General features: G+C 58.3%; 15 protein-coding genes, 3 tRNA genes and 3 rRNA genes. 4 read left to right on the top strand and 17 right to left on the bottom strand.

Annotated elements, in window-relative coordinates; all coding sequences use genetic code 11:
• Positions 1–13: 13 nt before the first annotated feature.
• Positions 14–712 (bottom strand): FadR/GntR family transcriptional regulator, encoded by a 699-nt coding sequence (locus P9292_RS28285; RefSeq protein ID WP_250465782.1) that lies wholly within the window; start codon positions 710–712, stop codon positions 14–16.
• 251 nt (positions 713–963) lie between these two features.
• Between P9292_RS28285 and P9292_RS28280 the strand changes: the two genes are divergently transcribed.
• The 3 genes from P9292_RS28280 (at position 964) to P9292_RS28270 (ending at position 5,035) form a co-directional block, all read left to right on the top strand.
• The gene (locus tag P9292_RS28280; RefSeq protein WP_309962321.1) at positions 964–2,088 is read left to right on the top strand and encodes a mannitol dehydrogenase family protein; all 1,125 of its coding nucleotides are present in this window, start codon (positions 964–966) and stop codon (positions 2,086–2,088) included.
• Between the two features lie 115 nt (positions 2,089–2,203).
• Positions 2,204–3,484 carry an MFS transporter gene (locus P9292_RS28275; protein WP_244826354.1) on the top strand — a complete coding sequence of 427 codons (1,281 nt, stop codon included), beginning with the start codon at positions 2,204–2,206 and terminating at the stop codon, positions 3,482–3,484.
• A gap of 9 nt (positions 3,485–3,493) precedes the next feature.
• Positions 3,494–5,035 carry a UxaA family hydrolase gene (locus tag P9292_RS28270; protein WP_244826355.1) on the top strand — a complete coding sequence of 514 codons (1,542 nt, stop codon included), beginning with the start codon at positions 3,494–3,496 and terminating at the stop codon, positions 5,033–5,035.
• Between the two features lie 120 nt (positions 5,036–5,155).
• Here P9292_RS28270 and P9292_RS28265 read toward each other — a convergent pair whose 3' ends face one another.
• From P9292_RS28265 to P9292_RS28205, 13 genes are all read right to left on the bottom strand, one after another.
• Positions 5,156–6,796, bottom strand: a complete 1,641-nt coding sequence (locus P9292_RS28265; RefSeq protein WP_309962318.1) for an NAD(P)/FAD-dependent oxidoreductase — start codon at positions 6,794–6,796, stop codon at positions 5,156–5,158.
• A 156-nt stretch (positions 6,797–6,952) separates the two neighbouring features.
• A 5S ribosomal RNA gene (rrf, locus tag P9292_RS28260) occupies positions 6,953–7,066 on the bottom strand.
• 117 nt (positions 7,067–7,183) lie between these two features.
• Positions 7,184–10,064, bottom strand: a 23S ribosomal RNA gene (locus tag P9292_RS28255).
• A gap of 305 nt (positions 10,065–10,369) precedes the next feature.
• Positions 10,370–10,445 (bottom strand) — tRNA-Ala (locus tag P9292_RS28250).
• Positions 10,446–10,501: 56 nt separating this feature from the next.
• Positions 10,502–10,578: transfer RNA gene (locus tag P9292_RS28245), tRNA-Ile, on the bottom strand.
• A gap of 64 nt (positions 10,579–10,642) precedes the next feature.
• Positions 10,643–12,175: ribosomal RNA gene (locus P9292_RS28240) — 16S ribosomal RNA — on the bottom strand.
• Together the 16S, 23S and 5S rRNA genes with 3 tRNA genes alongside form the textbook arrangement of a ribosomal RNA operon.
• 445 nt (positions 12,176–12,620) lie before the next feature.
• Positions 12,621–12,696: transfer RNA gene (locus P9292_RS28235), tRNA-Thr, on the bottom strand.
• 18 nt (positions 12,697–12,714) lie between these two features.
• Positions 12,715–13,224 carry a ClpXP protease specificity-enhancing factor gene (locus P9292_RS28230; RefSeq protein ID WP_250509553.1) on the bottom strand — a complete coding sequence of 170 codons (510 nt, stop codon included), beginning with the start codon at positions 13,222–13,224 and terminating at the stop codon, positions 12,715–12,717.
• 63 nt (positions 13,225–13,287) lie between these two features.
• Positions 13,288–13,899 carry a glutathione S-transferase N-terminal domain-containing protein gene (locus P9292_RS28225; protein WP_008344155.1) on the bottom strand — a complete coding sequence of 204 codons (612 nt, stop codon included), beginning with the start codon at positions 13,897–13,899 and terminating at the stop codon, positions 13,288–13,290.
• Between the two features lie 91 nt (positions 13,900–13,990).
• On the bottom strand, positions 13,991–14,749 hold the full coding sequence (locus tag P9292_RS28220) for a cytochrome c1 (protein WP_244826358.1): 759 nt from the start codon (positions 14,747–14,749) through the stop codon (positions 13,991–13,993).
• Positions 14,750–14,772: 23 nt separating this feature from the next.
• A complete protein-coding gene (locus tag P9292_RS28215) occupies positions 14,773–16,155 on the bottom strand; it encodes a cytochrome bc complex cytochrome b subunit (RefSeq protein WP_250526309.1) in 1,383 nt (460 codons plus the stop codon).
• Positions 16,155–16,784: a ubiquinol-cytochrome c reductase iron-sulfur subunit gene (gene petA / locus P9292_RS28210; RefSeq protein WP_244828130.1), complete on the bottom strand. Its 630-nt coding sequence runs from the start codon at positions 16,782–16,784 to the stop codon at positions 16,155–16,157. The genes P9292_RS28215 and petA overlap by 1 nt, the downstream gene beginning before the upstream one ends.
• A gap of 215 nt (positions 16,785–16,999) precedes the next feature.
• Complete coding sequence (locus P9292_RS28205) at positions 17,000–17,746, bottom strand: Nif3-like dinuclear metal center hexameric protein (RefSeq protein ID WP_250465803.1); 747 nt, start codon at positions 17,744–17,746, stop codon at positions 17,000–17,002.
• A 20-nt stretch (positions 17,747–17,766) separates the two neighbouring features.
• Between P9292_RS28205 and P9292_RS28200 the strand changes: the two genes are divergently transcribed.
• Positions 17,767–18,990: a S1C family serine protease gene (locus P9292_RS28200; protein WP_244826361.1), complete on the top strand. Its 1,224-nt coding sequence runs from the start codon at positions 17,767–17,769 to the stop codon at positions 18,988–18,990.
• A 96-nt stretch (positions 18,991–19,086) separates the two neighbouring features.
• On the opposite strand, the gene tatC is transcribed toward P9292_RS28200, so the two are convergent.
• Genes tatC through tatA form a run of 3 tightly spaced genes read right to left on the bottom strand, consistent with a single transcriptional unit; the run spans position 19,087 to position 20,714 of the window.
• Entirely contained in the window at positions 19,087–19,863 is a 777-nt protein-coding gene (gene tatC, locus P9292_RS28195) for a twin-arginine translocase subunit TatC (protein ID WP_244826362.1), read from the bottom strand.
• Between the two features lie 44 nt (positions 19,864–19,907).
• A complete protein-coding gene (gene tatB, locus P9292_RS28190; protein ID WP_244826363.1) occupies positions 19,908–20,441 on the bottom strand; it encodes a Sec-independent protein translocase protein TatB in 534 nt (177 codons plus the stop codon).
• 36 nt (positions 20,442–20,477) lie between these two features.
• Complete coding sequence (gene tatA / locus P9292_RS28185; RefSeq protein WP_250465805.1) at positions 20,478–20,714, bottom strand: Sec-independent protein translocase subunit TatA; 237 nt, start codon at positions 20,712–20,714, stop codon at positions 20,478–20,480.
• Positions 20,715–20,732 lie beyond the last annotated feature (18 nt).

Genomic DNA, 20,732 nt, shown 5'->3' with positions numbered 1-20,732 from the left:
AGGCGCGCCGGTTTCAGCCTTTGCGCCGTGTCATCAGACGCTCGGCCGACTTGCGCATGTGCCGCTGCATCGCGGCTTGAGCCTGCACCGCGTCCCGCGCTTCGAGCGCCTCGAGAATCTCGAGATGTTCGCCGAGCGCGGCCGCCCAGGTTTCCTCCCCCTCGAAATGTCCGCGTAACGTGGATGACAGCGGACTATGCCGTTCGTCATAGAGACTGCCCACTGTCCTGACCAGCACGTCGTTGCCCGACATCTGCGCGATCGCAACGTGAAACGCGCGGTCGGCGCTCATCGGCACTTGTCCCGCTTCGACTTCGCGCGCCATGGTCTCGTAGACGGCGCGCAGCGTCTTCAATGCCTTTGGCTTGGCAAACGGCGCGACATTCGCGGCAATCGCGCCTTCGATCACGCTGCGCGCATTCATGATCTCGATCGGGCTCTCGCCCAGTTCCGCCTCGGTGGCGGGCGGCTTCGCCACGGGCGTCGCGCAGATATAGACGCCCGAGCCCATGCGAATCTCGACTCGCCCTTCCAGTTCCAGCGCAACCAGCGCCTCGCGCACCGAAGGCCGCGACACGCCCAACGTCTGCGCGAGTTCGCGCTCGGAGGGCAACCGGCCGTTCGGCGCAAAGTCCTGCTGTTCGATCAGAGCGCGCAGTTTGTCGGCGATCTGAAGGTAGAGGCGACGCGTTTCGACTGGTTTGACACTCACGTGCACACTCCTGCATGTCTCGGGGAAAACGTGGATTGTAATCAGCGGAAGGGTTGACGCACCGTACGAAGCGCGTTCGACGGTTTTCATACGCTTACAAGTGGCTTGACCAATTCCAATTCAAGCCACTAGTATGCATTTCGGTAAGGCCAGATGGGCCATATTTTTTACGGCTGTCTGGAACCGTTCCCAACGACAAAACCCCATGTACTTCGCCGTCGCATCGAGCGATGGCGCGATAGCCGCCCGACATGACCAATCCGATTCTCCAGTTCGGCACGAGCCGTTTTCTGCAAGCGCACGTCGACTTCTTCGTGGCCGAAGCCGCGCGGCGCGATCCTGCGAAAGCGCTCGGCAAGATCACCGTCGTGCAGACCACGTCGAGTCCCGACAGCCGCGCGCGCGTCGATGCGCTGCGCGCCACGGGCCGCTATCCGGTACGCATTCGCGGACGCGAGCGCGAAGCGACCGTCGACACCACCATCGAATGCGATTCGATCACCGAAGCGCTGCACGCCAACGACGACTGGCTACTGTTGCTAGAACGCATGGAACGCGACGTGAAGGTGATCGTCTCGAACACGGCCGACACGGGTTACGCCCTTTTCGACGAAGACACGGCCGACCTGCTCGATGGCGCGCGTACGCCGCGCGGATTCGCGGCCAAGCTCGCCGTGCTGCTGCACGCACGCTTCAAAGCGAGCGCGGCGCCGATCACGCTGTTGCCGTGCGAACTCGTCTCGCGTAACGGCGACACCTTGCGCGACCTCGTGCTCGACTTGGCGCGCAAATGGAATGCGGACGACGCGTTCATCGCTTACTTGTCGAACGATTGCGTCTGGGTGAATTCGCTCGTGGACCGCATCGTGTCGGAGCCTATCCTGCCGGTCGGCGCGATCGCCGAGCCTTACGCGTTGTGGGCAATCGAGCGGCAAGCGGGCATGACCTTGCCGTGCGAACACGAAGACATCGTCGTCACCGACGACCTCGCGCACTACGAGCGCCTGAAACTGCTGCTGCTCAACCTCGGCCACACGATGCTCGCGGAAATCTGGCGCACGCGCGGCGGCGCGCCCGACATGACCGTGCTCGACGCGATGCGCGATTCCGCGTACCGCGAGCCGCTCGAAGCCACCTGGCGCGACGAAGTGCTGCCGGTGTTTGTCGCGCTCGGCAAGGGCGACGTGGCAAGCGACTATCTCGCGAGCGTGCGCGACCGCTTCGAGAACCCGTTTCTCGTGCACAAGCTCGCGGATATCGCGCGCAATCACGACGAGAAGAAAGCGCGGCGTTTTCAACCTGTGATCGATTTCGCCGCCGAACTCGAACTCGATATCGAACAAAAGCGCCTGCGCGATGCATTGAACGCGCATTGAGATCCGCCAAAGAACGCGGACTCCCGTCACACCGTTTTTGAATCACGGCTCACCGCGTCGGCATGGCGGTTCGGGCCGGCAGATATGAAATGCCATCATCCCGAGGAGACAAACGATGCGCAAAATGCGTTGGGTAGTGATATTTCTGGCCTTTCTGGCCATCGCGATCAATTACATCGATCGCGCGAATCTGGCCGTGGCTGCACCGCAGATTGAGAAGGCGCTCGGCATCGGGCCGGCGGAAATGGGCTTCATCCTGAGCGGCTTCTTCTGGACCTACGCGCTCATGCAGATGCCTTTCGGTTGGTTCGTTGACCGCGTGGGCGCGCGAATCGCACTGCCGCTTGCGGTGGGCTGGTGGTCGGTGTTCACGGCGCTCACCGCCACCGCGACGAGCGTCGCGGGCATGTTCGGCTGCCGGCTGATGCTGGGCGTCGGCGAAGCGGGTGCGTATCCGTCGTGCGCGAAGCTCGTCGCGCAGTGGTTCAAGCCGCAGCAGCGCGCGTTTGCCACCAGCATCTTCGATAGCGGCTCGCGTGTCGGTTCCGCGCTGTCGATTCCCGTCGTTGCGCTCATCATCAGCTCGGTGGGCTGGGAAGCGTCGTTCGTCATCACTGGCGCACTCGGCGCGGTGTGGATCTTGGGCTGGTTCCTCATTTACCGTAATAAGTCGCTCGGCGACCTCACCGGTCCCGTGGATGTCCCGCCGCAACCGGTCGCGCCGAAGAACAAGGTCTCGTGGGGCTCGCTCTTCAAGTACCGCACGCTGTGGGGCATGATGCTCGGCTTTTTCTGCCTGAACTTCGTGATCTATTTCTTCATCACCTGGTTTCCGAGCTATCTCGTGCAGACGCATGGCTTCTCGCTCAAGTCGCTCGGCACGCTCGGCATGATTCCGGCGCTGATGTCGATCCCCGGCGGCTGGCTCGGCGGCGTCGTGTCCGACTCGCTCTTCAAGCGCGGCTGGAGCCTCACGGCGGCGCGCAAGACCTGCATGGTCGGCGGCATGCTGCTGTCGTCGGTCATCACGCTTTCGGCGTTCACCACGAACATCTATCTGATGCTCGGCTTTTTCGGCGTTGCGTACGGCAGCCTCGCGTTCGCCGCGGCCAGCATCTGGTCGCTGCCGGGCGATGTTGCACCGACGCCGGGACACGTCGCGTCCATCGGTGGCATTCAGAACTTCGCGTCGAATCTGGCGGGTATCGTCATCACGACGTTCACGGGCGTCATGGTCGAAATGACGAAAGGCTCGTTCACCATTCCGCTGTGTGTTGCAGGCGGCTTCTGCTTTCTCGGCGCGTTCAGCTATCTTGTGATTGTCGGCAAGATCGAACCGCTCAACCGCGCCGAAACGGAAGCCCTCGCCGACAAGCGCGCTCCCTCCACGATCTAAGAAAACATCATGTCCACCACATCCACCGACCATGCGGTCATCCGGCTGCATCCCAAAGACGATGTCGTCATCGCGACACGTCAGCTGCTCTCCGGCGCGCGCATCGCGTCGGAGGATCTCGTCGTCATGGGCCTGATTCCGCCGGGCCACAAGATCGCGACGCGCGCCATCGCCGCGGGCGAGCCCGTCAAGCGCTACAACCAGATCATCGGCGTGGCGAAGGACGCCATCGCACGCGGCCAGCATGTCCATACGCAAAATCTGTCGATGGCCGAGTTCGCGCGCGAGCACGAGTTCGGCATCGACAAGCATCCGACGCCTTTCGTCGATGAACCTGCGACGTTCATGGGCATTCGCCGCGACGACGGCCGCGTGGCGACGCGCAATTTCGTCGGCGTGCTGACGAGCGTCAATTGCTCGGCGACCGTCGCGCGCGCGATTGCTGATCACTTTCGGCGCGACGTTCATCCGGAAGCGCTGGCGGACTACCCGAACGTCGATGGCGTGATTGCGCTCACACATGGCTTGGGATGCGGCATCGACATGCAGGGCGATGGCCTCGCCATCTTGCGTCGCACGCTGGCCGGATACGCGGTGCATCCGAATTTCTATTCGGTGCTTTTCGTCGGCCTGGGATGCGAGACCAATCAGATTTCCGGCGTGCTCGAAGCAAGCGGACTGAAAGACGGCGAGCGTCTGCGCAGCTTTACGATTCAGGACAGCGGCGGGACGAGAAAGACGATCGAGCACGGCATCGCATTGGTCAAGGAGATGCTCACGGAAGCGAATCGCGTCAAGCGCGAGCCGGTGCCGGCGTCGCATCTGATCGTCGGTTTGCAATGCGGCGGGTCGGATGGCTACTCGGGCATTTCGGCGAATCCGGCGCTCGGCGCGGCCGTCGACAAACTCGTCGCGCATGGCGGCACGGCGATTCTCTCCGAGACGCCGGAAGTGTATGGCGCGGAACATTTGCTGACGCGGCGCGCGGTCAGCCGTGAAGTCGGCGAGAAACTGCTGACGCGTATCAAGTGGTGGGAGGACTATTGCGCGCGCAACGGTGCGGCGATGGACAACAATCCATCGGCGGGCAACAAGGTCGGCGGGCTGACCACGATTCTCGAAAAGTCGCTTGGCGCGGTGGCCAAGGGCGGCACGACCAATCTCGTCGAGGTTTATGAGTACGCGCAGCGCGTCGACGCCAAGGGCTTCGTGTTCATGGATTCACCCGGCTACGATCCGATGTCTGCAACGGGTCAGGTTGCTTCGGGCGCGAATCTTATCTGCTTCACGACCGGACGTGGTTCGGCTTACGGCTGCGCGCCTTCGCCATCGCTCAAGCTCGCGACGAACACCGCGCTCTGGGAGCGGCAGGAAGAGGATATGGATATCAACTGCGGCGGCGTGATCGATGGAACGGCGAGCATCGGGCAACTCGGCGACCAGATTTTTCAGATGATGCTGGATTGCGCGTCGGGCGTGGCATCGAAGAGCGAACTGCACGGGTATGGGCAGAGTGAGTTCGTGCCCTGGCAGGTGGGCGTGGTTACTTGAGGTCTTTTGGATGCGGATGAAAGGGCGCAACGGTGACGATGCGCCCTTTTTCGTTTTAGAGGCAATGGGTGGTGGTTATGTCTCTTCGACGTTTGCATGGGTTGCAAATGAGTCGCGACGTTACCGGACGGCCGCCTCATGTTCGGCCATCATCCTCAACGCGACGGCCTCCGCGACTTCGATTCCGTCGATCGCCGCTGAATAGATCCCGCCCGCATAACCCGCGCCCTCGCCCGCCGGATACAAGCCTTCGACATTGACGCTTTGGTAATCGTCATTATTGCGGCGCACCCGCAGCGGCGACGACGTGCGCGTCTCGACGCCAGTGAGAACGGCGTCGTGCATCGCGAAGCCGGGGATCTTCTTATCGAGCTCAGGCAGTGCTTCTCGGATGGCTTCGATCACATAATCGGGCAACGCGGTGCTGAGATCGGTCGGCTTGACGCCTGGCTTGTACGAAGGCACGACCGATCCAAGCGATGTCGAAGCGCGCCTCGCGATGAAGTCGCCCACAAGCTGTGCAGGCGCGCTGTAATCGCCGCCGCCCAGTTCGAACGCACGCTCTTCCCACATGCGCTGGAAGGCGATGCCCGCGAGTGGACCGCCCGGATAATCTTCCGGCGTGATGCCGACGACGATGCCCGCGTTCGCATTACGTTCGGCGCGCGAGTACTGGCTCATGCCATTGGTCACGACTCGGCCGGGCTCCGACGTCGCCGCGACAACCGTTCCGCCAGGACACATGCAAAAGCTGTAGACAGCGCGGCCGTTGCTGCAATGGTGGACGACTTTATAGTCCGCGGCGCCAAGCCGTTCGTGACCGGCGAATTTGCCGAAACGGCTCCGATCGATAATGCCCTGCGGATGCTCGATACGAAACCCGAGCGAAAACGGCTTCGCCTCCATGAAAACGCCGCGATCGTGCAACATCTGGAAGGTATCGCGCGCGCTATGTCCGACGGCAAGCACAACGTGATCGCAACGCAGCGTTTCTCCGCTCGACAGACGTAGACCGCGCACTTTGCCATCGTCGATGTCGATATCCTCGACGCGCTGCTCGAATCGTACTTCGCCGCCGAGTTGATGAATATTCGCGCGCATCTTTTCGACCATGCTGACCAGTCGAAACGTGCCGATATGCGGCCGGCTCAAATACAGGATGTCTTCAGGCGCGCCCGCTTTGACGAACTCGTCGAGGACTTTGCGGCCGTAGTGCTTCGGATCCTTGATTTGACTGTAGAGCTTGCCATCGGAGAAGGTGCCGGCGCCGCCTTCACCAAACTGCACATTGGATTCCGGGTTAAGCTCGTTTCGGCGCCACAGACCCCAAGTGTCTTTCGTCCGCTCGCGCACGGCTTTTCCACGCTCGAGGATGATTGGGCGAAAACCCATTTGCGCGAGAATCAGCCCGGCAAACAGTCCACACGGCCCCATGCCGATAACGACGGGGCGAAGCTGGCTCGATGCTTCAGGCGCCTTGGCCACGAAGTGGTAAGCCATATCCGGCGTAATGCCGACATGCGGATGCGGCCGGGCCTTTAGTCGCGCGAGCACCGACGCTTCATCTGCCAACTCCACATCGATGATGTACGTAAGCTTGATGTCGGCGCGCTTGCGTGCATCGTGCGCGCGGCGAAAGACATGGAAGCGCACGAGTTCGCTTGACGTCACCCCGATTTCTCCAAGGCGTGCGATGACCGCAGGCTCGATGGCCGAATCGGGATGATCGAGCGGAAGCTTGATTTCGCTTAAACGTAGCATGGGAACTCGAATGGCAATCGGCTGCGCAATGTTTTGCTGATTTTATCGCGCGATCAAGGCATGCACGGCCGATCGAATCTGGCGGATCAGTTAAATGCTGCAGAAACGCAAAAACCCCACCTGTTTTGGGGTGGGGTTTTTGTTGCTGCATGAGGAGCCTGACGATTACCTACTTTCACACGGGAGATCCGCACTATCATCGGCGTGGAGTCGTTTCACGGTCCTGTTCGGGATGGGAAGGGGTGGTACCAACTCGCTGTGGTCATCAGGCATGACTTGTTGTCGTGCGCCGGGTGGGCACACAACCAATCCGGGAAGAAGCAGTAAATGTTGGGTGGCGATTGTCGCACACGCATAACTCGCCAGTGGTTCAAACACACTGGTTATAGGATCAAGCCTTACGGGCAATTAGTATCAGTTAGCTCAATGCATTACTGCACTTACACACCTGACCTATCAACGTCCTGGTCTAGAACGACCCTTCAAGGGGCTCGAAGCCCCGGGGATATCTCATCTTAAGGCGAGTTTCCCGCTTAGATGCTTTCAGCGGTTATCTCTTCCGAACATAGCTACCCGGCGATGCCACTGGCGTGACAACCGGTACACCAGAGGTTCGTCCACTCCGGTCCTCTCGTACTAGGAGCAGCCCCCTTCAAATATCCAACGCCCACGGCAGATAGGGACCAAACTGTCTCACGACGTTTTAAACCCAGCTCACGTACCTCTTTAAATGGCGAACAGCCATACCCTTGGGACCGGCTACAGCCCCAGGATGAGATGAGCCGACATCGAGGTGCCAAACACCGCCGTCGATATGAACTCTTGGGCGGTATCAGCCTGTTATCCCCAGAGTACCTTTTATCCGTTGAGCGATGGCCCTTCCATACAGAACCACCGGATCACTATGACCTGCTTTCGCACCTGCTCGACTTGTCGGTCTCGCAGTTAAGCACGCTTATGCCATTGCACTATCAGCACGATTTCCGACCGTACCTAGCGTACCTTCGTACTCCTCCGTTACACTTTGGGAGGAGACCGCCCCAGTCAAACTGCCTACCATGCACTGTCCCCGATCCAGATCATGGACCAAGGTTAGAACCTCAAACAAACCAGGGTGGTATTTCAAGGACGGCTCCACCGAAACTAGCGTTCCGGTTTCATAGCCTCCCACCTATCCTACACAGATCGGTTCAAAGTCCAATGCAAAGCTACAGTAAAGGTTCATGGGGTCTTTCCGTCTAGCCGCGGGGAGATTGCATCATCACAAACACTTCAACTTCGCTGAGTCTCGGGAGGAGACAGTGTGGCCATCGTTACGCCATTCGTGCAGGTCGGAACTTACCCGACAAGGAATTTCGCTACCTTAGGACCGTTATAGTTACGGCCGCCGTTTACCGGGACTTCAATCAAGAGCTTGCACCCCATCATTTAATCTTCCGGCACCGGGCAGGCGTCACACCCTATACGTCCACTTTCGTGTTTGCAGAGTGCTGTGTTTTTATTAAACAGTCGCAGCCACCAGTTTATTGCAACCTCTTCACCCTTCCAGCGCAGGCTGGTTAAGCTACAGAGGCGTACCTTATCCCGAAGTTACGGTACCAATTTGCCGAGTTCCTTCTCCCGAGTTCTCTCAAGCGCCTTAGAATACTCATCTCGCCCACCTGTGTCGGTTTGCGGTACGGTCACTATTAGACTGAAGCTTAGAGGCTTTTCTTGGAACCACTTCCAATTGCTTCGCTTCCGAGGAAGCTCGCGCCACACCCTTGAATCCTGTGCCCGGATTTGCCTGAGCACCTTCTCCAATGCAGCGACCGGGACGTCCAACACCCGGACAACCTTCCGCGATCCGTCCCCCCATCGCATCTAACAATGGTGCAGGAATATTGACCTGCTTCCCATCAGCTACGCATTTCTGCCTCGCCTTAGGGGCCGACTCACCCTACGCCGATGAACGTTGCGTAGGAAACCTTGGGCTTACGGCGAGGGGGCTTTTCACCCCCTTTATCGCTACTCATGTCAGCATTCGCACTTCCGATACCTCCAGCACGCTTTTCAACGCACCTTCGCAGGCTTACGGAACGCTCTCCTACCATGCATATAAATATGCATCCGCAGCTTCGGTGACTGGCTTGAGCCCCGTTACATCTTCCGCGCAGGACGACTCGATCAGTGAGCTATTACGCTTTCTTTAAAGGGTGGCTGCTTCTAAGCCAACCTCCTGACTGTTTTTGCCTTCCCACTTCGTTTCCCACTTAGCCAATCTTTGGGACCTTAGCTGGCGGTCTGGGTTGTTTCCCTCTTGACACCGGACGTTAGCACCCGATGTCTGTCTCCCGTGATTGCACTCTTCGGTATTCGGAGTTTGCTATGGCGTAGTAATCCGCAATGGACCCCACAACCATGACAGTGCTCTACCCCCGAAGGTGATACACGAGGCACTACCTAAATAGTTTTCGGAGAGAACCAGCTATTTCCAAGTTTGTTTAGCCTTTCACCCCTATCCACAGCTCATCCCCTAACTTTTCAACGTTAGTGGGTTCGGTCCTCCAGTACGTGTTACCGCACCTTCAACCTGGCCATGGATAGATCACTTGGTTTCGGGTCTACGCCCAGCAACTGATCGCCCTATTCGGACTCGCTTTCGCTACGCCTGCCTTAATCAGTTAAGCTCGCTACTGAACGTAAGTCGCTGACCCATTATACAAAAGGTACGCCGTCACCCCTTGCGAGGCTCCGACTGTTTGTATGCATGCGGTTTCAGGATCTATTTCACTCCCCTCCCGGGGTTCTTTTCGCCTTTCCCTCACGGTACTGGTTCACTATCGGTCGATCACGAGTATTTAGCCTTGGAGGATGGTCCCCCCATCTTCAGACAGGATTTCACGTGTCCCGCCCTACTTGTCGTACCCCTAGTTCTTCCACGCTGTTTTCGCTTACAGGGCTATCACCTGCTATGGCCGCACTTTCCAGAGCGTTCAGCTAACAACACAGATAAAGAGTACAGGCTGATCCCATTTCGCTCGCCACTACTCTGGGAATCTCGGTTGATTTCTTTTCCTGCGGTTACTTAGATGTTTCAGTTCACCGCGTTCGCTTCACTAAGCCTATGGATTCAGCTTAGGATGACCCATTCGGGCCGGGTTTCCCCATTCGGATATCGGTGGATCAAAGCTCGTTTGCCAGCTCCCCACCGCTTTTCGCAGGCTACCGCGTCCTTCATCGCCTGTGATCGCCAAGGCATCCACCACATGCACTTGTTCGCTTGACCCTATAACGAGTGTGTCTGCCAGCATTGCTGCCTTTAAGCCCACCGTCATAGGTTGAGTATTCGCGTTGTGCCGTATTCCAAAGCAATCTTTCGATCACCTTTTCATACTTGATACAATCACAACCCTGATTACCCTACTCACACCCATCTCTAAGTGCTTTCGAATAATCTCTTTACTACTTCTTCCAGATTGTTAAAGAACGACAGCCGATAGCGTAATCAAATTCAATCACCTACCCGTGCTGACTGGCTCAATCGCCAATGCGCAACGTTGAACCCCGCGTTCAGCGCTGTGCATTGAGGATTGGTGGAGGATGACGGGATCGAACCGACGACCCCCTGCTTGCAAAGCAGGTGCTCTCCCAGCTGAGCTAATCCCCCCGTGTGTGCCTGACTCAGTCTGCTCGCTTGGTCGTTTTAAGCACCGCTTGCCCGGGTGGTGGGTCTGGTTGGATTCGAACCAACGACCCCCGCCTTATCAAGACGGTGCTCTAACCGACTGAGCTACAGACCCTTAGCCTGTCTTTCTGACAGCCGATAAGCGTGAACACTTGAGTGGGCGAGCGTTTAAGCTCGAGAAAGGAGGTGATCCAGCCGCACCTTCCGATACGGCTACCTTGTTACGACTTCACCCCAGTCATGAATCCTACCGTGGTGACCGTCCTCCTTGCGGTTAGACTAGCCACTTCTGGTAAAACCCACTCCCATGGTGTGACGGGCGGTGTGTACAAGACCCGGGAACGTATTCACCGCGGCATGCTGATCCGCGATTACTAGCGATTCCAGCTTCACGCAGTCGAGTTGCAGACTGCGATCCGGACTACGATCGGTTTTCTGGGATTGGCTCCACCTCGCGGCTTGGCAACCCTCTGTTCCGACCATTGTATGACGTGTGAAGCCCTACCCATAAGGGCCATGAGGACTTGACGTCATCCCCACCTTCCTCCGGTTTGTCACCGGCAGTCTCCCTAGAGTGCTCTTGCGTAGCAACTAAGGACAAGGGTTGCGCTCGTTGCGGGACTTAACCCAACATCTCACGACACGAGCTGACGACAGCCATGCAGCACCTGTGCGACGATTCTCTTTCGAGCACCCCAAGCTCTCACCCGGGTTTCGTCCATGTCAAGGGTAGGTAAGGTTTTTCGCGTTGCATCGAATTAATCCACATCATCCACCGCTTGTGCGGGTCCCCGTCAATTCCTTTGAGTTTTAATCTTGCGACCGTACTCCCCAGGCGGTCAACTTCACGCGTTAGCTACGTTACTAAGGAAATGAATCCCCAACAACTAGTTGACATCGTTTAGGGCGTGGACTACCAGGGTATCTAATCCTGTTTGCTCCCCACGCTTTCGTGCATGAGCGTCAGTATTGGCCCAGGGGGCTGCCTTCGCCATCGGTATTCCTCCACATCTCTACGCATTTCACTGCTACACGTGGAATTCTACCCCCCTCTGCCATACTCTAGCCTGCCAGTCACCAATGCAGTTCCCAGGTTAAGCCCGGGGATTTCACATCGGTCTTAACAGACCGCCTGCGCACGCTTTACGCCCAGTAATTCCGATTAACGCTCGCACCCTACGTATTACCGCGGCTGCTGGCACGTAGTTAGCCGGTGCTTATTCTTCCGGTACCGTCATCCCCACCCGGTATTAACAGGCAGGTTTTCTTTCCGGACAAAAGTGCTTTACAACCCGAAGGCCTTCTTCACACACGCGGCATTGCTGGATCAGGGTTGCCCCCATTGTCCAAAATTCCCCACTGCTGCCTCCCGTAGGAGTCTGGGCCGTGTCTCAGTCCCAGTGTGGCTGGTCGTCCTCTCAGACCAGCTACAGATCGTCGCCTTGGTAGGCCTTTACCCCACCAACTAGCTAATCTGCCATCGGCCGCCCCTATAGCGCGAGGTCCCGAAGGATCCCCCGCTTTCTTCCGTAGATCGTATGCGGTATTAATCCGGCTTTCGCCGGGCTATCCCCCACTACAGGACACGTTCCGATGTATTACTCACCCGTTCGCCACTCGCCACCAGGGTTGCCCCCGTGCTGCCGTTCGACTTGCATGTGTAAGGCATGCCGCCAGCGTTCAATCTGAGCCAGGATCAAACTCTTCAGTTCAATGCCTGTTACTGTTTTCGGTTGTTTTACCAACCGGTCGCTCACTCAACGTACTGACGATGATCAATCCGTCTTTCGACAGATAAACCTTCCTCTAATACTGTGTGAGACTTGATAACTTTCGCTAAACGTCCCAACCCCAAAAGGTCAGAACCGCTCGCGCCATCAAGTGCCCACACTTATCGGCTGTTAGTTTTTAAAGAGCACATTCGCTAAGACTTCCCGCCAAGCGCACCAAGCATTTTGCTCAGCACCACTTCGTCTTGCGTCGCTGCATCTGCAGCAGAGAAACGAGATTATGTACGTCGTTTCAGTTACTGTCAACAAGAATTTGAAGCTTTTCTTATTGACTTGCCTTTCAGCTTCTTCAGACCACTGCGGAACATACAACCCGCTCAAACCAAACGGGTCGTGCGGACATCGCACGACCCGTCGACGCTAGTCTTGGTGCCGGCTGCAGGACTCGAACCCGCCACCTGATGATTACAAATCAACTGCTCTACCAGATGAGCTAAGCCGGCGAAGGACGGAATTCTACTTCATTTGACGACTTTGAGGTGCGATCGCCCAGATGATTTTGAAGCATCGTCATCCGAGCTTGCCGAAACATCGTCGCTCGACGAAGTCCCGTCGGCGTCGGACAGTTCCTCCACCGCGTCTTCCACGATACTTTCGTCTCGCTCGACCGGATGCGGCGCGGTGCTCGCGCCCGACGCGTCGATAGCCGTTTGCGATGAAGGCTCGACCGGGAACGCCATTCCCTGCCCGTTCTCTCGTGCATAGATGGCCAGCACGTTCGTAACCTGCACTTCGATCTTGTGTGACTTACCCGAGAAACGCGCGCTGAATTCGATCCATTCGTTGCCCATCTGAAGCTGGCTCGTCGCCTCGAAACTGATGTTCAGCACGATTTCGTCGTTACGCACGAACTGACGCGGCACCCGCGTGGCGCCGTCGACCCGCACCGCGATGTGTGGGGTGAACCCGTTGTCTGTGCACCACTCATAGAGCGCGCGCAGCAGATACGGCTTGGTGGAAATCTCTTGCATCAACTTTCCTCTACAGGAGCGCGGCGGGCGAAATCCGCGCCGCCGCGCTCCGATGCCCGCAAACTATCGACGCATCACCTTTTCGGAAGGCGTCAGCGCTTCAATATAGGCCGGACGGCTGAAAATGCGTTCGGCGTACTTCATCAACGGCGCAGCATTCTTCGACAACTCGATGCCGTAATGGTCCAGACGCCACAACAGCGGCGCGATGGCCACGTCGAGCATCGAGAATTCTTCGCCGAGCATGTACTTGTTCTTCAGGAAAATAGGCGCGAGCTGCGTAAGACGATCGCGGATTGCACTGCGCGCCTTCTCGTGGTTCTTCTCGGCGGCTTTGCCCTTCTCGTTTTCGAGCGTGCCGACGTGCACGAACAATTCTTTCTCGAAGTTCAGCAGGAACAGGCGCGCGCGGGCGCGTTGCACCGGATCGGCCGGCATGAGCTGCGGATGCGGGAACCGTTCGTCGATATATTCGTTGATGATGTTCGATTCATACAGGATCAGGTCGCGCTCGACGAGGATCGGCACCTGACCGTATGGGTTCATGACCGCGATGTCTTCCGGCTTGTTAAACAGATCGACGTCGCGAATCTCGAAATCCATGCCCTTTTCGAACAACACCAGCCGGCAGCGCTGGGAGAACGGGCAAGTAGTGCCGGAATACAGAACCATCATGTCTTTAAAGTTCCTTCAGTAAACTCGAAAGGCCGGCCGCGACGCTTCCAAGGGAAACGCCGTCGTGCCGACCCACGCCGTCTAGGGCGCGCTATTTAATATCTTTCCAGTATGCCGCGTTCAGGCGCCATGCGAGGAAACTCAACAACGCCAGGAACAGCAGGACCCATACGCCGAGGCGCTTGCGAGTCTGCTGGGCGGGTTCGGACATCCACGAGAGGTACGAAACCAGATCGGCCACAGCATTATCATAATCCACGGAGGACATGGAACCCGGGCTAACCTGAGTGTAACCCACGAATCTCTTTACCTTTTCGCCGGTGTGCTCGTCGGTTTCGGTTTCGAATTTTGCATCGCGGATACCCTGCATCGTCCACAGCACGTGCGGCATGCCGACATTCTCATACACGCGATTGTTCCAGCCGGTCGGCCGCGCCGGATCGCGATAAAACCCCCGCAAGTACGTGTACAACCAGTCCTTGCCACGCGCCCGCGCTTCGACCGACAGGTCCGGCGGCGACGCGCCGAACCACGCTTTCGCGTCTTCCGGGCGCATTGCAATGGACATCGTGTTGCCGATTTTGTCTGTCGAAAACAGCAGATTTTCCTGAACGTCCTGTGGCGTGATGCCGAGGTCGGTCAGCCGGTTGTACCGCATCAGATTGGCGCTGTGGCAATTCAGGCAGTAGTTTACAAAGATTTGGGCGCCGTGCTGCAACGAAGCAAAATTGTCCGCGTTATCGGGCGCGCGGTCGAGCACCGCTTCTTCCTGCGCGTACGCCGGCGCACTCGCGCCGAACGCGAACATTGCCGCACCGATGATTGCCAGGGAACCGAGCCATTTTTTCATTGTGTTTGTCTCCGGACGAGTGCTCAGTGAGGTTTGAAAGTCACTCGCTCGGGCGGCGTCTTGAATCTGCCGCGCGGCGTCCAGAACGGCATGCCGAGGAAAAACGCGAAGTAGATCAGCGCGCAGACCTGCGCGATCAGCGTCCCCACCGGTGACGGCGGCCTCGTTCCCAAGAAGCCCAGCACGAGGAACACGACCACGAAAATGCCGTAGAACACTTTATGGAAAAACGGCCGGTAGCGAATGGACCTCACCGGACTGCGATCGAGCCAGGGCAGGAAAAAGAGCGATACGACCGCCGTGCCCATGACCACCACGCCCCAGAATTTCGACTCCGTCAGCGCCATGAAGACGATCACCGCGAGCGAGAGCACCGGCAAGCCGATCCGCCATTTGCCGCGCGCGCGTAACAGCGCAAAGAGGCCAAGCAGCGCGATGATGACCATCAGCACGATCTTGAACGGATCGGTGGTGGCGCGAAGCATCGCGTAGAAAGCCGTGAAGTACCAGACTGGCGCGATTTCAGGCGGCGTCTGCAACGGATTGGCCGGCACGAAGTTATTCGCTTCCAAAAAGTAGCCGCCCATCTCCGGCGCGAAGAAAATGATCGCCGCGAAGATCAGAAGGAAGACCGACACGCCCAGGAAGTCGTGCACCGAATAGTACGGATGGAACGGAATGCCATCGATAGGAATGCCGTTCGCGTCCTTCTTCGCCTTGATCTCGATGCCGTCCGGGTTGTTCGAGCCGACTTCGTGCAGCGCGACCAAATGCGCCACGACGAGGCCAATCAGCACGAGCGGAATCGCGATCACATGGAACGCGAAGAACCGGTTCAGCGTGACGTCCGACACGACGTAATCGCCGCGAATCCAGAGCGACAGATCCGGGCCGATGAAGGGAATCGCCGAGAACAGATTCACGATCACCTGCGCGCCCCAGAACGACATCTGCCCCCACGGCAGAAGATAGCCAAAGAACGCCTCGGCCATGAGGCACAGGAAAATTGCGCAGCCGAAAATCCACACCAGTTCGCGCGGCTTGCGATACGAGCCGTACATCAGCCCGCGAAACATGTGCAGATAGACGACGACGAAGAACATCGAAGCGCCTGTCGAATGCATGTAGCGAATGAGCCAGCCCCACGGCACCTCGCGCATGATGTATTCGACCGATGCGAACGCGAGCGTCGCATCGGGCTTGTAGTTCATGACGAGAAAGATGCCCGTGACGATCTGAAGCACGAGCACGAGCAGCGCGAGCGAGCCGAAGAAGTACCAGAAGTTGAAGTTCTTCGGCGCGTAGTACTCGGAAACGTGCTGCTTCCACGTCGCGGTGAGCGGAAAGCGCCGGTCGATCCAGCCGATCAGGCCCGTCGTCTCCACATCCTTGTCTGCGGTCGCCATTAAGCCTCTCCCTTTTCGTCCTTGCCGATCACGAGTTGCGTCGCGGAAGTGAACATGTACGGAGGCACGTCCAGATTCTGCGGCGCGGGCTTGTTCTTGAAGACGCGGCCCGCCATGTCATAGGTCGAGCCGTGGCACGGGCAGAGAAAACCGCCGGGCCAGTTATCGGGAAGATTGGGTTGGGCGCCTTCGGTGAAACGCGGGGTCGGCGTGCAGCCCAGATGCGTGCACACGGCCACCGCCACGAAAATGTTCTTGTGATCGGTGCGGGAACGGAACTCGTTGTTGCAGTACTCCGGCAACGGCATCGAGAATTCCATCTTCGATTTCGGATCGGCCACTTCGGTGTCGGCTTTCTTGACGTCCGAAAGCATCTCGTCGGTGCGGTTGACGATCCACACAGGCTTGCCGCGCCATGCGACGGTCATCATTTCGCCGGGCTTGAGTCCGCTGATATCGACCTCGACCGGCGCGCCTGCCGCCTTCGCCTTTTCCGACGGAGCGAACGACCCTACAAACGGAATTACTGTTGCTACACCTCCGACACCACCTGCTACGGTCGTCGCTATCAGCCAGGTACGGCGGCTACCGTCAACGCGCCCATCGTGCTTATCGTCCTTGTCTCGCATCACACGCCCCACTTCTGAGTTGGATTTATACCGTCACATCAGTGTTCCGTCGCTAGTGTGCGCGAATGGAGTTGGCATTTACAAGGCCCGAATAGGAAAAATCACTCCAAGTGATTGTTCTTTCCGGGTTTTCCCGCACGTTTTCGCGCCATCTTGTGAAGCAATCATTTAAGGCAACTGCAAGGCCGATTAAAACGATAATCGGCGCAAAACATTTATACCGGATTGTCGATATCGATAAACACATGCTCGATGTCGAATTCTTCCGACAGGTGATTACCCAGCGCCTGGACGCCGTAGCGCTCGGTCGCGTGATGGCCCGCCGCGATGTAGGCCACGCCCGATTCCGCCGCAATGTGCATGGTCTGCTCGGAGACTTCGCCGCTGACGTAGACATCCGCGCCCGCCGCAATGGCTTCTTCGAAGTATCCTTGCGCGCCGCCCGTGCACCACGCGACGCGACGCAGTTCGCGGTCCGAATCGCCGAATACGAGCGGCTTGCGGCCGAGCGCGTTTTCGACCGTTGCAGTGAAATGTTCGAGCGAAAGCGGCATGGTAAGCGGCGCGATCCACCCGAGATCCTGGCCTGCAAAACGGCCGTCCGCGATTAAGCCAAGGCGCGCGCCGAGTTGCGCGTTGTTGCCGAACTCCGGATGCGAATCGAGCGGCAAATGGTAGGCAAACAGGTTGATATCGTTGGCGATAAGCGTGCGGATTCGCTGATACTTGCGCCCCGTCAACTGCGGCGCCTCATTGCGCCAGAAGTAGCCGTGATGCACGAGTACCGTGTCCGCGCCCCACTCGAGCGCGGCTTCGAGAAAGGCGAGCGAGGCCGTCACGCCGGTTGCGATCTTCTGAACCCGGCGCGCGCCTTCCACCTGTAGACCGTTCGGGCAATAGTCCTTGAAGCGGCCGATTTCCAGCAGATTGTTCAGATACAATTCGAGTTCGATCCGATCCATGAATTCCTCTATCCCTTCAAATGCTTAGACGCTTCTGGCTATTTTTTGCCCAAGCGGTCACCGTGATTTTGGCCCTGATGTTCATCATCGCGACCTTGAAACCGCAGTGGCTTCAACGTCAGGGCCAATTCGGCAAGCAACTCGCCGAACCAATAGTCGCGCTGCAGGAAGTGGCGCCGAGCATAGGCTCGCGACCGCTTCAATCTTCCTATGCCGAAGGCGCGCAAAAGGCCATGCCCGCTGTGGTCAACGTCTTTTCCAGCAAGGACGGCAATCTGCCGCCGGACCCGCGCGCCAAAGACCCGCTGTTCCGCTACTTCTTCGGCGATAAAAACAAGCGCAAGAGCGACGAGCCGCCAGCGTCGAATCTCGGCTCGGGTGTCATCGTCAGCTCGGAAGGTTACATTCTAACGAACCAGCATGTCGTCGATGGCGCCGATCAAATCGAAGTTGCGCTTGCCGACGGCCGCACGTCCAGCGCGAAGGTAATCGGCGTCGATCCGGAAACCGATCTTGCCGTGCTCAAGATCAACATGACGAATCTGCCGACCATCACGCTCGGCCGCATGGACCAAACGCGCGTCGGCGATGTCGTGCTGGCTATCGGCAATCCGTTCGGCGTCGGGCAGACGGTAACCATGGGCATTGTGAGCGCGCTCGGGCGCAATCACCTCGGCATCAACACGTTCGAGAACTTCATTCAGACCGACGCGGCAATCAACCCCGGCAACTCGGGCGGCGCGCTCGTCGACGTGAACGGCAATCTGCTCGGCATCAACACGGCGATTTATTCGCGCAGCGGCGGCTCACTGGGAATCGGCTTTGCGATCCCGGTGTCGACGGCGCGCAGCGTGCTCGAGAGCATCATCACGACGGGCACGGTCACGCGCGGCTGGATTGGCGTGGAGCCGCAGGACGTGACGCCGGAGATCGCGGAGTCGTTCGGGCTCGACCAAAAATCTGGCGCCATCGTGGCCGGGGTGTTGCAAGGCGGCCCGGCGGACAAGGCAGGCATCAAGCCGGGCGACATTCTCGTCAGCATCAACGACGACACCATCACCGACACCACGCGCCTTCTGAACGTGGTCGCGCAGATTAAACCGGGCACGTCGGTGAAGGTTCATTTAATGCGCAAGAACAAGGAACTCGATATCAACGTGACTATCGGCAAGCGCCCGGCTCAACCGCGCGCGCCACAGTTACCGGAAGACGAGGACCAAGGAAACGATCAGGGCGACGAATAAACTCGGTTCTCCGTTGAAAACAAAAAGGCAGCTTCGGTAATCGAAGCTGCCTTTTTTGCGCATCCGACATTTCACTGCCGCGGCAATACGCCGCACCTACTCGGCCGTTGCCTCTTCGCTTTTAATTGGCTGCTTTCCAACCACCAGCCGCGCCGCAATAATCCCCGCTTCGTAAAGAATGATGAGCGGAATGGCCAAGATCAGCTGCGAGAAAACGTCTGGCGGGGTAACGACCGCCGAAATGACGAACGCGCCGACAATCACATACGGGCGAATCTGCTTGAGCTTCTGAATGGACACGACACCCATGCGCGCCAGCAACACGACGACGATCGGCACTTCGAACGTTACGCCGAATGCGAGGAACATCGTGAGCACAAAGCTCAGGTAGTTGTCGATATCCGTGGTCATCTCCGCACCGAGCGGCGCGTTGTAATGCGCCATCACGCGAAAGATAGTCGGAAACACGACGAAATACGCGAAAGCCATGCCGCAAAGAAAGAGCGCGTAGCTGCTGAACACGAGCGGCGCGACGAGCTTCTTCTCGTGCTGGTACAAACCCGGCGCCACGAACGCCCAAAGCTGATACAGCACAAGCGGCAGCGCGATGACGAAGGCGACGAGCATGGTCACCTTCATGGGCACGAAGAACGAGCCGGTCACGTCGGTGACGATCATCTTGCCGTCGGCCGGCAGGTTCTGCATCAGCGGCCGGGCCAGTAACTTGAAGATGTCCGGCGCCCAGTACACCAGCGATACGAACACCACGATAACCGAAGCGCCCGCTTTGATGATGCGGTCACGCAATTCGACCAGATGCGAAATGAACGTCTCTTCGACGGGCTCGTCTTTATTTTGTAGCGGGTCGCTCACGCCGGCCCTCGGTATGGATCATCGATGAAAGGAAGTGGCCCGGATCAGAAAAACCGGGTCGGGCGGCGCAAGGTTTCTGGCGTATGACGCGCAACGCGAGCCGCGCCAGATTGAACCCGCGTGCGGCGCAGATTCGTTCGCTTGTACCAGTTGGGGATGGCGCTTTGTTTGACGCGCCAGTTCTTGCGCGCCGCCCGGATGCCCGATGTGCGCATCCACGGTTTGTCCGTGACCGCCGCGCTGCCGCCGATCGCCTCGGCCTCTTCTCTCGCGACACTCGGCGACACGGACGTGCCCTGACTCCACGCGTCGTTCAATTCGGCTTCGTGGCGCTTCAGGTTGTCGTGAATGGACGTTTCGACGTTCGACGCAGCGGTTTCGAAGTCAGTGCGCATCTTCTTCAGCTCGTCGAGTTCCATCTCGCGCGCCACTTCGGATTTGACGTCGTTGATATAGCGCTGCGCGCGCCCGAAAAGTGCGCCGGCCGTGCGCGCAACCCCGGGCAGGCGCTCAGGCCCGAGCACCACGAGCGCCACGACGCCGATCAGCGCCATTTTGGTCAGACCGAGATCGAGCATTGAAGAGTAAGTGAAAGATTGCGGTCGATGACCGGATTAGCGATAGTCGCCCGAACGGGTCTTGTCCTTCGCTTCCACGTCAACCGCACCGTTGCGCGGCAATTCGCGCGGATCGGTGGTCGAAGCCGGCTGCTCACCATCGCGCATGCCTTCCTTGAAGCCCTTGACCGCGCCGCCCAAATCGCCACCGATGTTGCGCAGTTTCTTCGTGCCGAAGACGAGCGCCACGATCAAAAGGACGATCAACCAATGCCAAATGCTCAACGAACCCATGAATGAAAATTCTCCGTA

It is taken from the genome of Caballeronia sp. LZ001, from assembly GCF_031450875.1.
GTDB lineage: Bacteria > Pseudomonadota > Gammaproteobacteria > Burkholderiales > Burkholderiaceae > Caballeronia.
Note: the sequence above shows the minus strand (reverse complement) of the source record. Positions and strands in the feature narration are given on the sequence as shown.

What these genes read in the sequence shown, in the direction of transcription:
- P9292_RS28280 (WP_309962321.1), top strand. Translation starts at nt 964, where the DNA reads ATGACCAATCCGATTCTCCAGTTCGGCACGAGCCGTTTTCTGCAAGCG.
- P9292_RS28275 (WP_244826354.1), top strand. Translation starts at nt 2,204, where the DNA reads ATGCGCAAAATGCGTTGGGTAGTGATATTTCTGGCCTTTCTGGCCATC.
- P9292_RS28270 (WP_244826355.1), top strand. Translation starts at nt 3,494, where the DNA reads ATGTCCACCACATCCACCGACCATGCGGTCATCCGGCTGCATCCCAAA.
- P9292_RS28265 (WP_309962318.1), bottom strand. Translation starts at nt 6,796, where the DNA reads ATGCTACGTTTAAGCGAAATCAAGCTTCCGCTCGATCATCCCGATTCG.
- P9292_RS28230 (WP_250509553.1), bottom strand. Translation starts at nt 13,224, where the DNA reads ATGCAAGAGATTTCCACCAAGCCGTATCTGCTGCGCGCGCTCTATGAG.
- P9292_RS28225 (WP_008344155.1), bottom strand. Translation starts at nt 13,899, where the DNA reads ATGATGGTTCTGTATTCCGGCACTACTTGCCCGTTCTCCCAGCGCTGC.
- P9292_RS28220 (WP_244826358.1), bottom strand. Translation starts at nt 14,749, where the DNA reads ATGAAAAAATGGCTCGGTTCCCTGGCAATCATCGGTGCGGCAATGTTC.
- P9292_RS28215 (WP_250526309.1), bottom strand. Translation starts at nt 16,155, where the DNA reads ATGGCGACCGCAGACAAGGATGTGGAGACGACGGGCCTGATCGGCTGG.
- petA (WP_244828130.1), bottom strand. Translation starts at nt 16,784, where the DNA reads ATGCGAGACAAGGACGATAAGCACGATGGGCGCGTTGACGGTAGCCGC.
- P9292_RS28205 (WP_250465803.1), bottom strand. Translation starts at nt 17,746, where the DNA reads ATGGATCGGATCGAACTCGAATTGTATCTGAACAATCTGCTGGAAATC.
- P9292_RS28200 (WP_244826361.1), top strand. Translation starts at nt 17,767, where the DNA reads ATGCTTAGACGCTTCTGGCTATTTTTTGCCCAAGCGGTCACCGTGATT.
- tatB (WP_244826363.1), bottom strand. Translation starts at nt 20,441, where the DNA reads ATGCTCGATCTCGGTCTGACCAAAATGGCGCTGATCGGCGTCGTGGCG.
- tatA (WP_250465805.1), bottom strand. Translation starts at nt 20,714, where the DNA reads ATGGGTTCGTTGAGCATTTGGCATTGGTTGATCGTCCTTTTGATCGTG.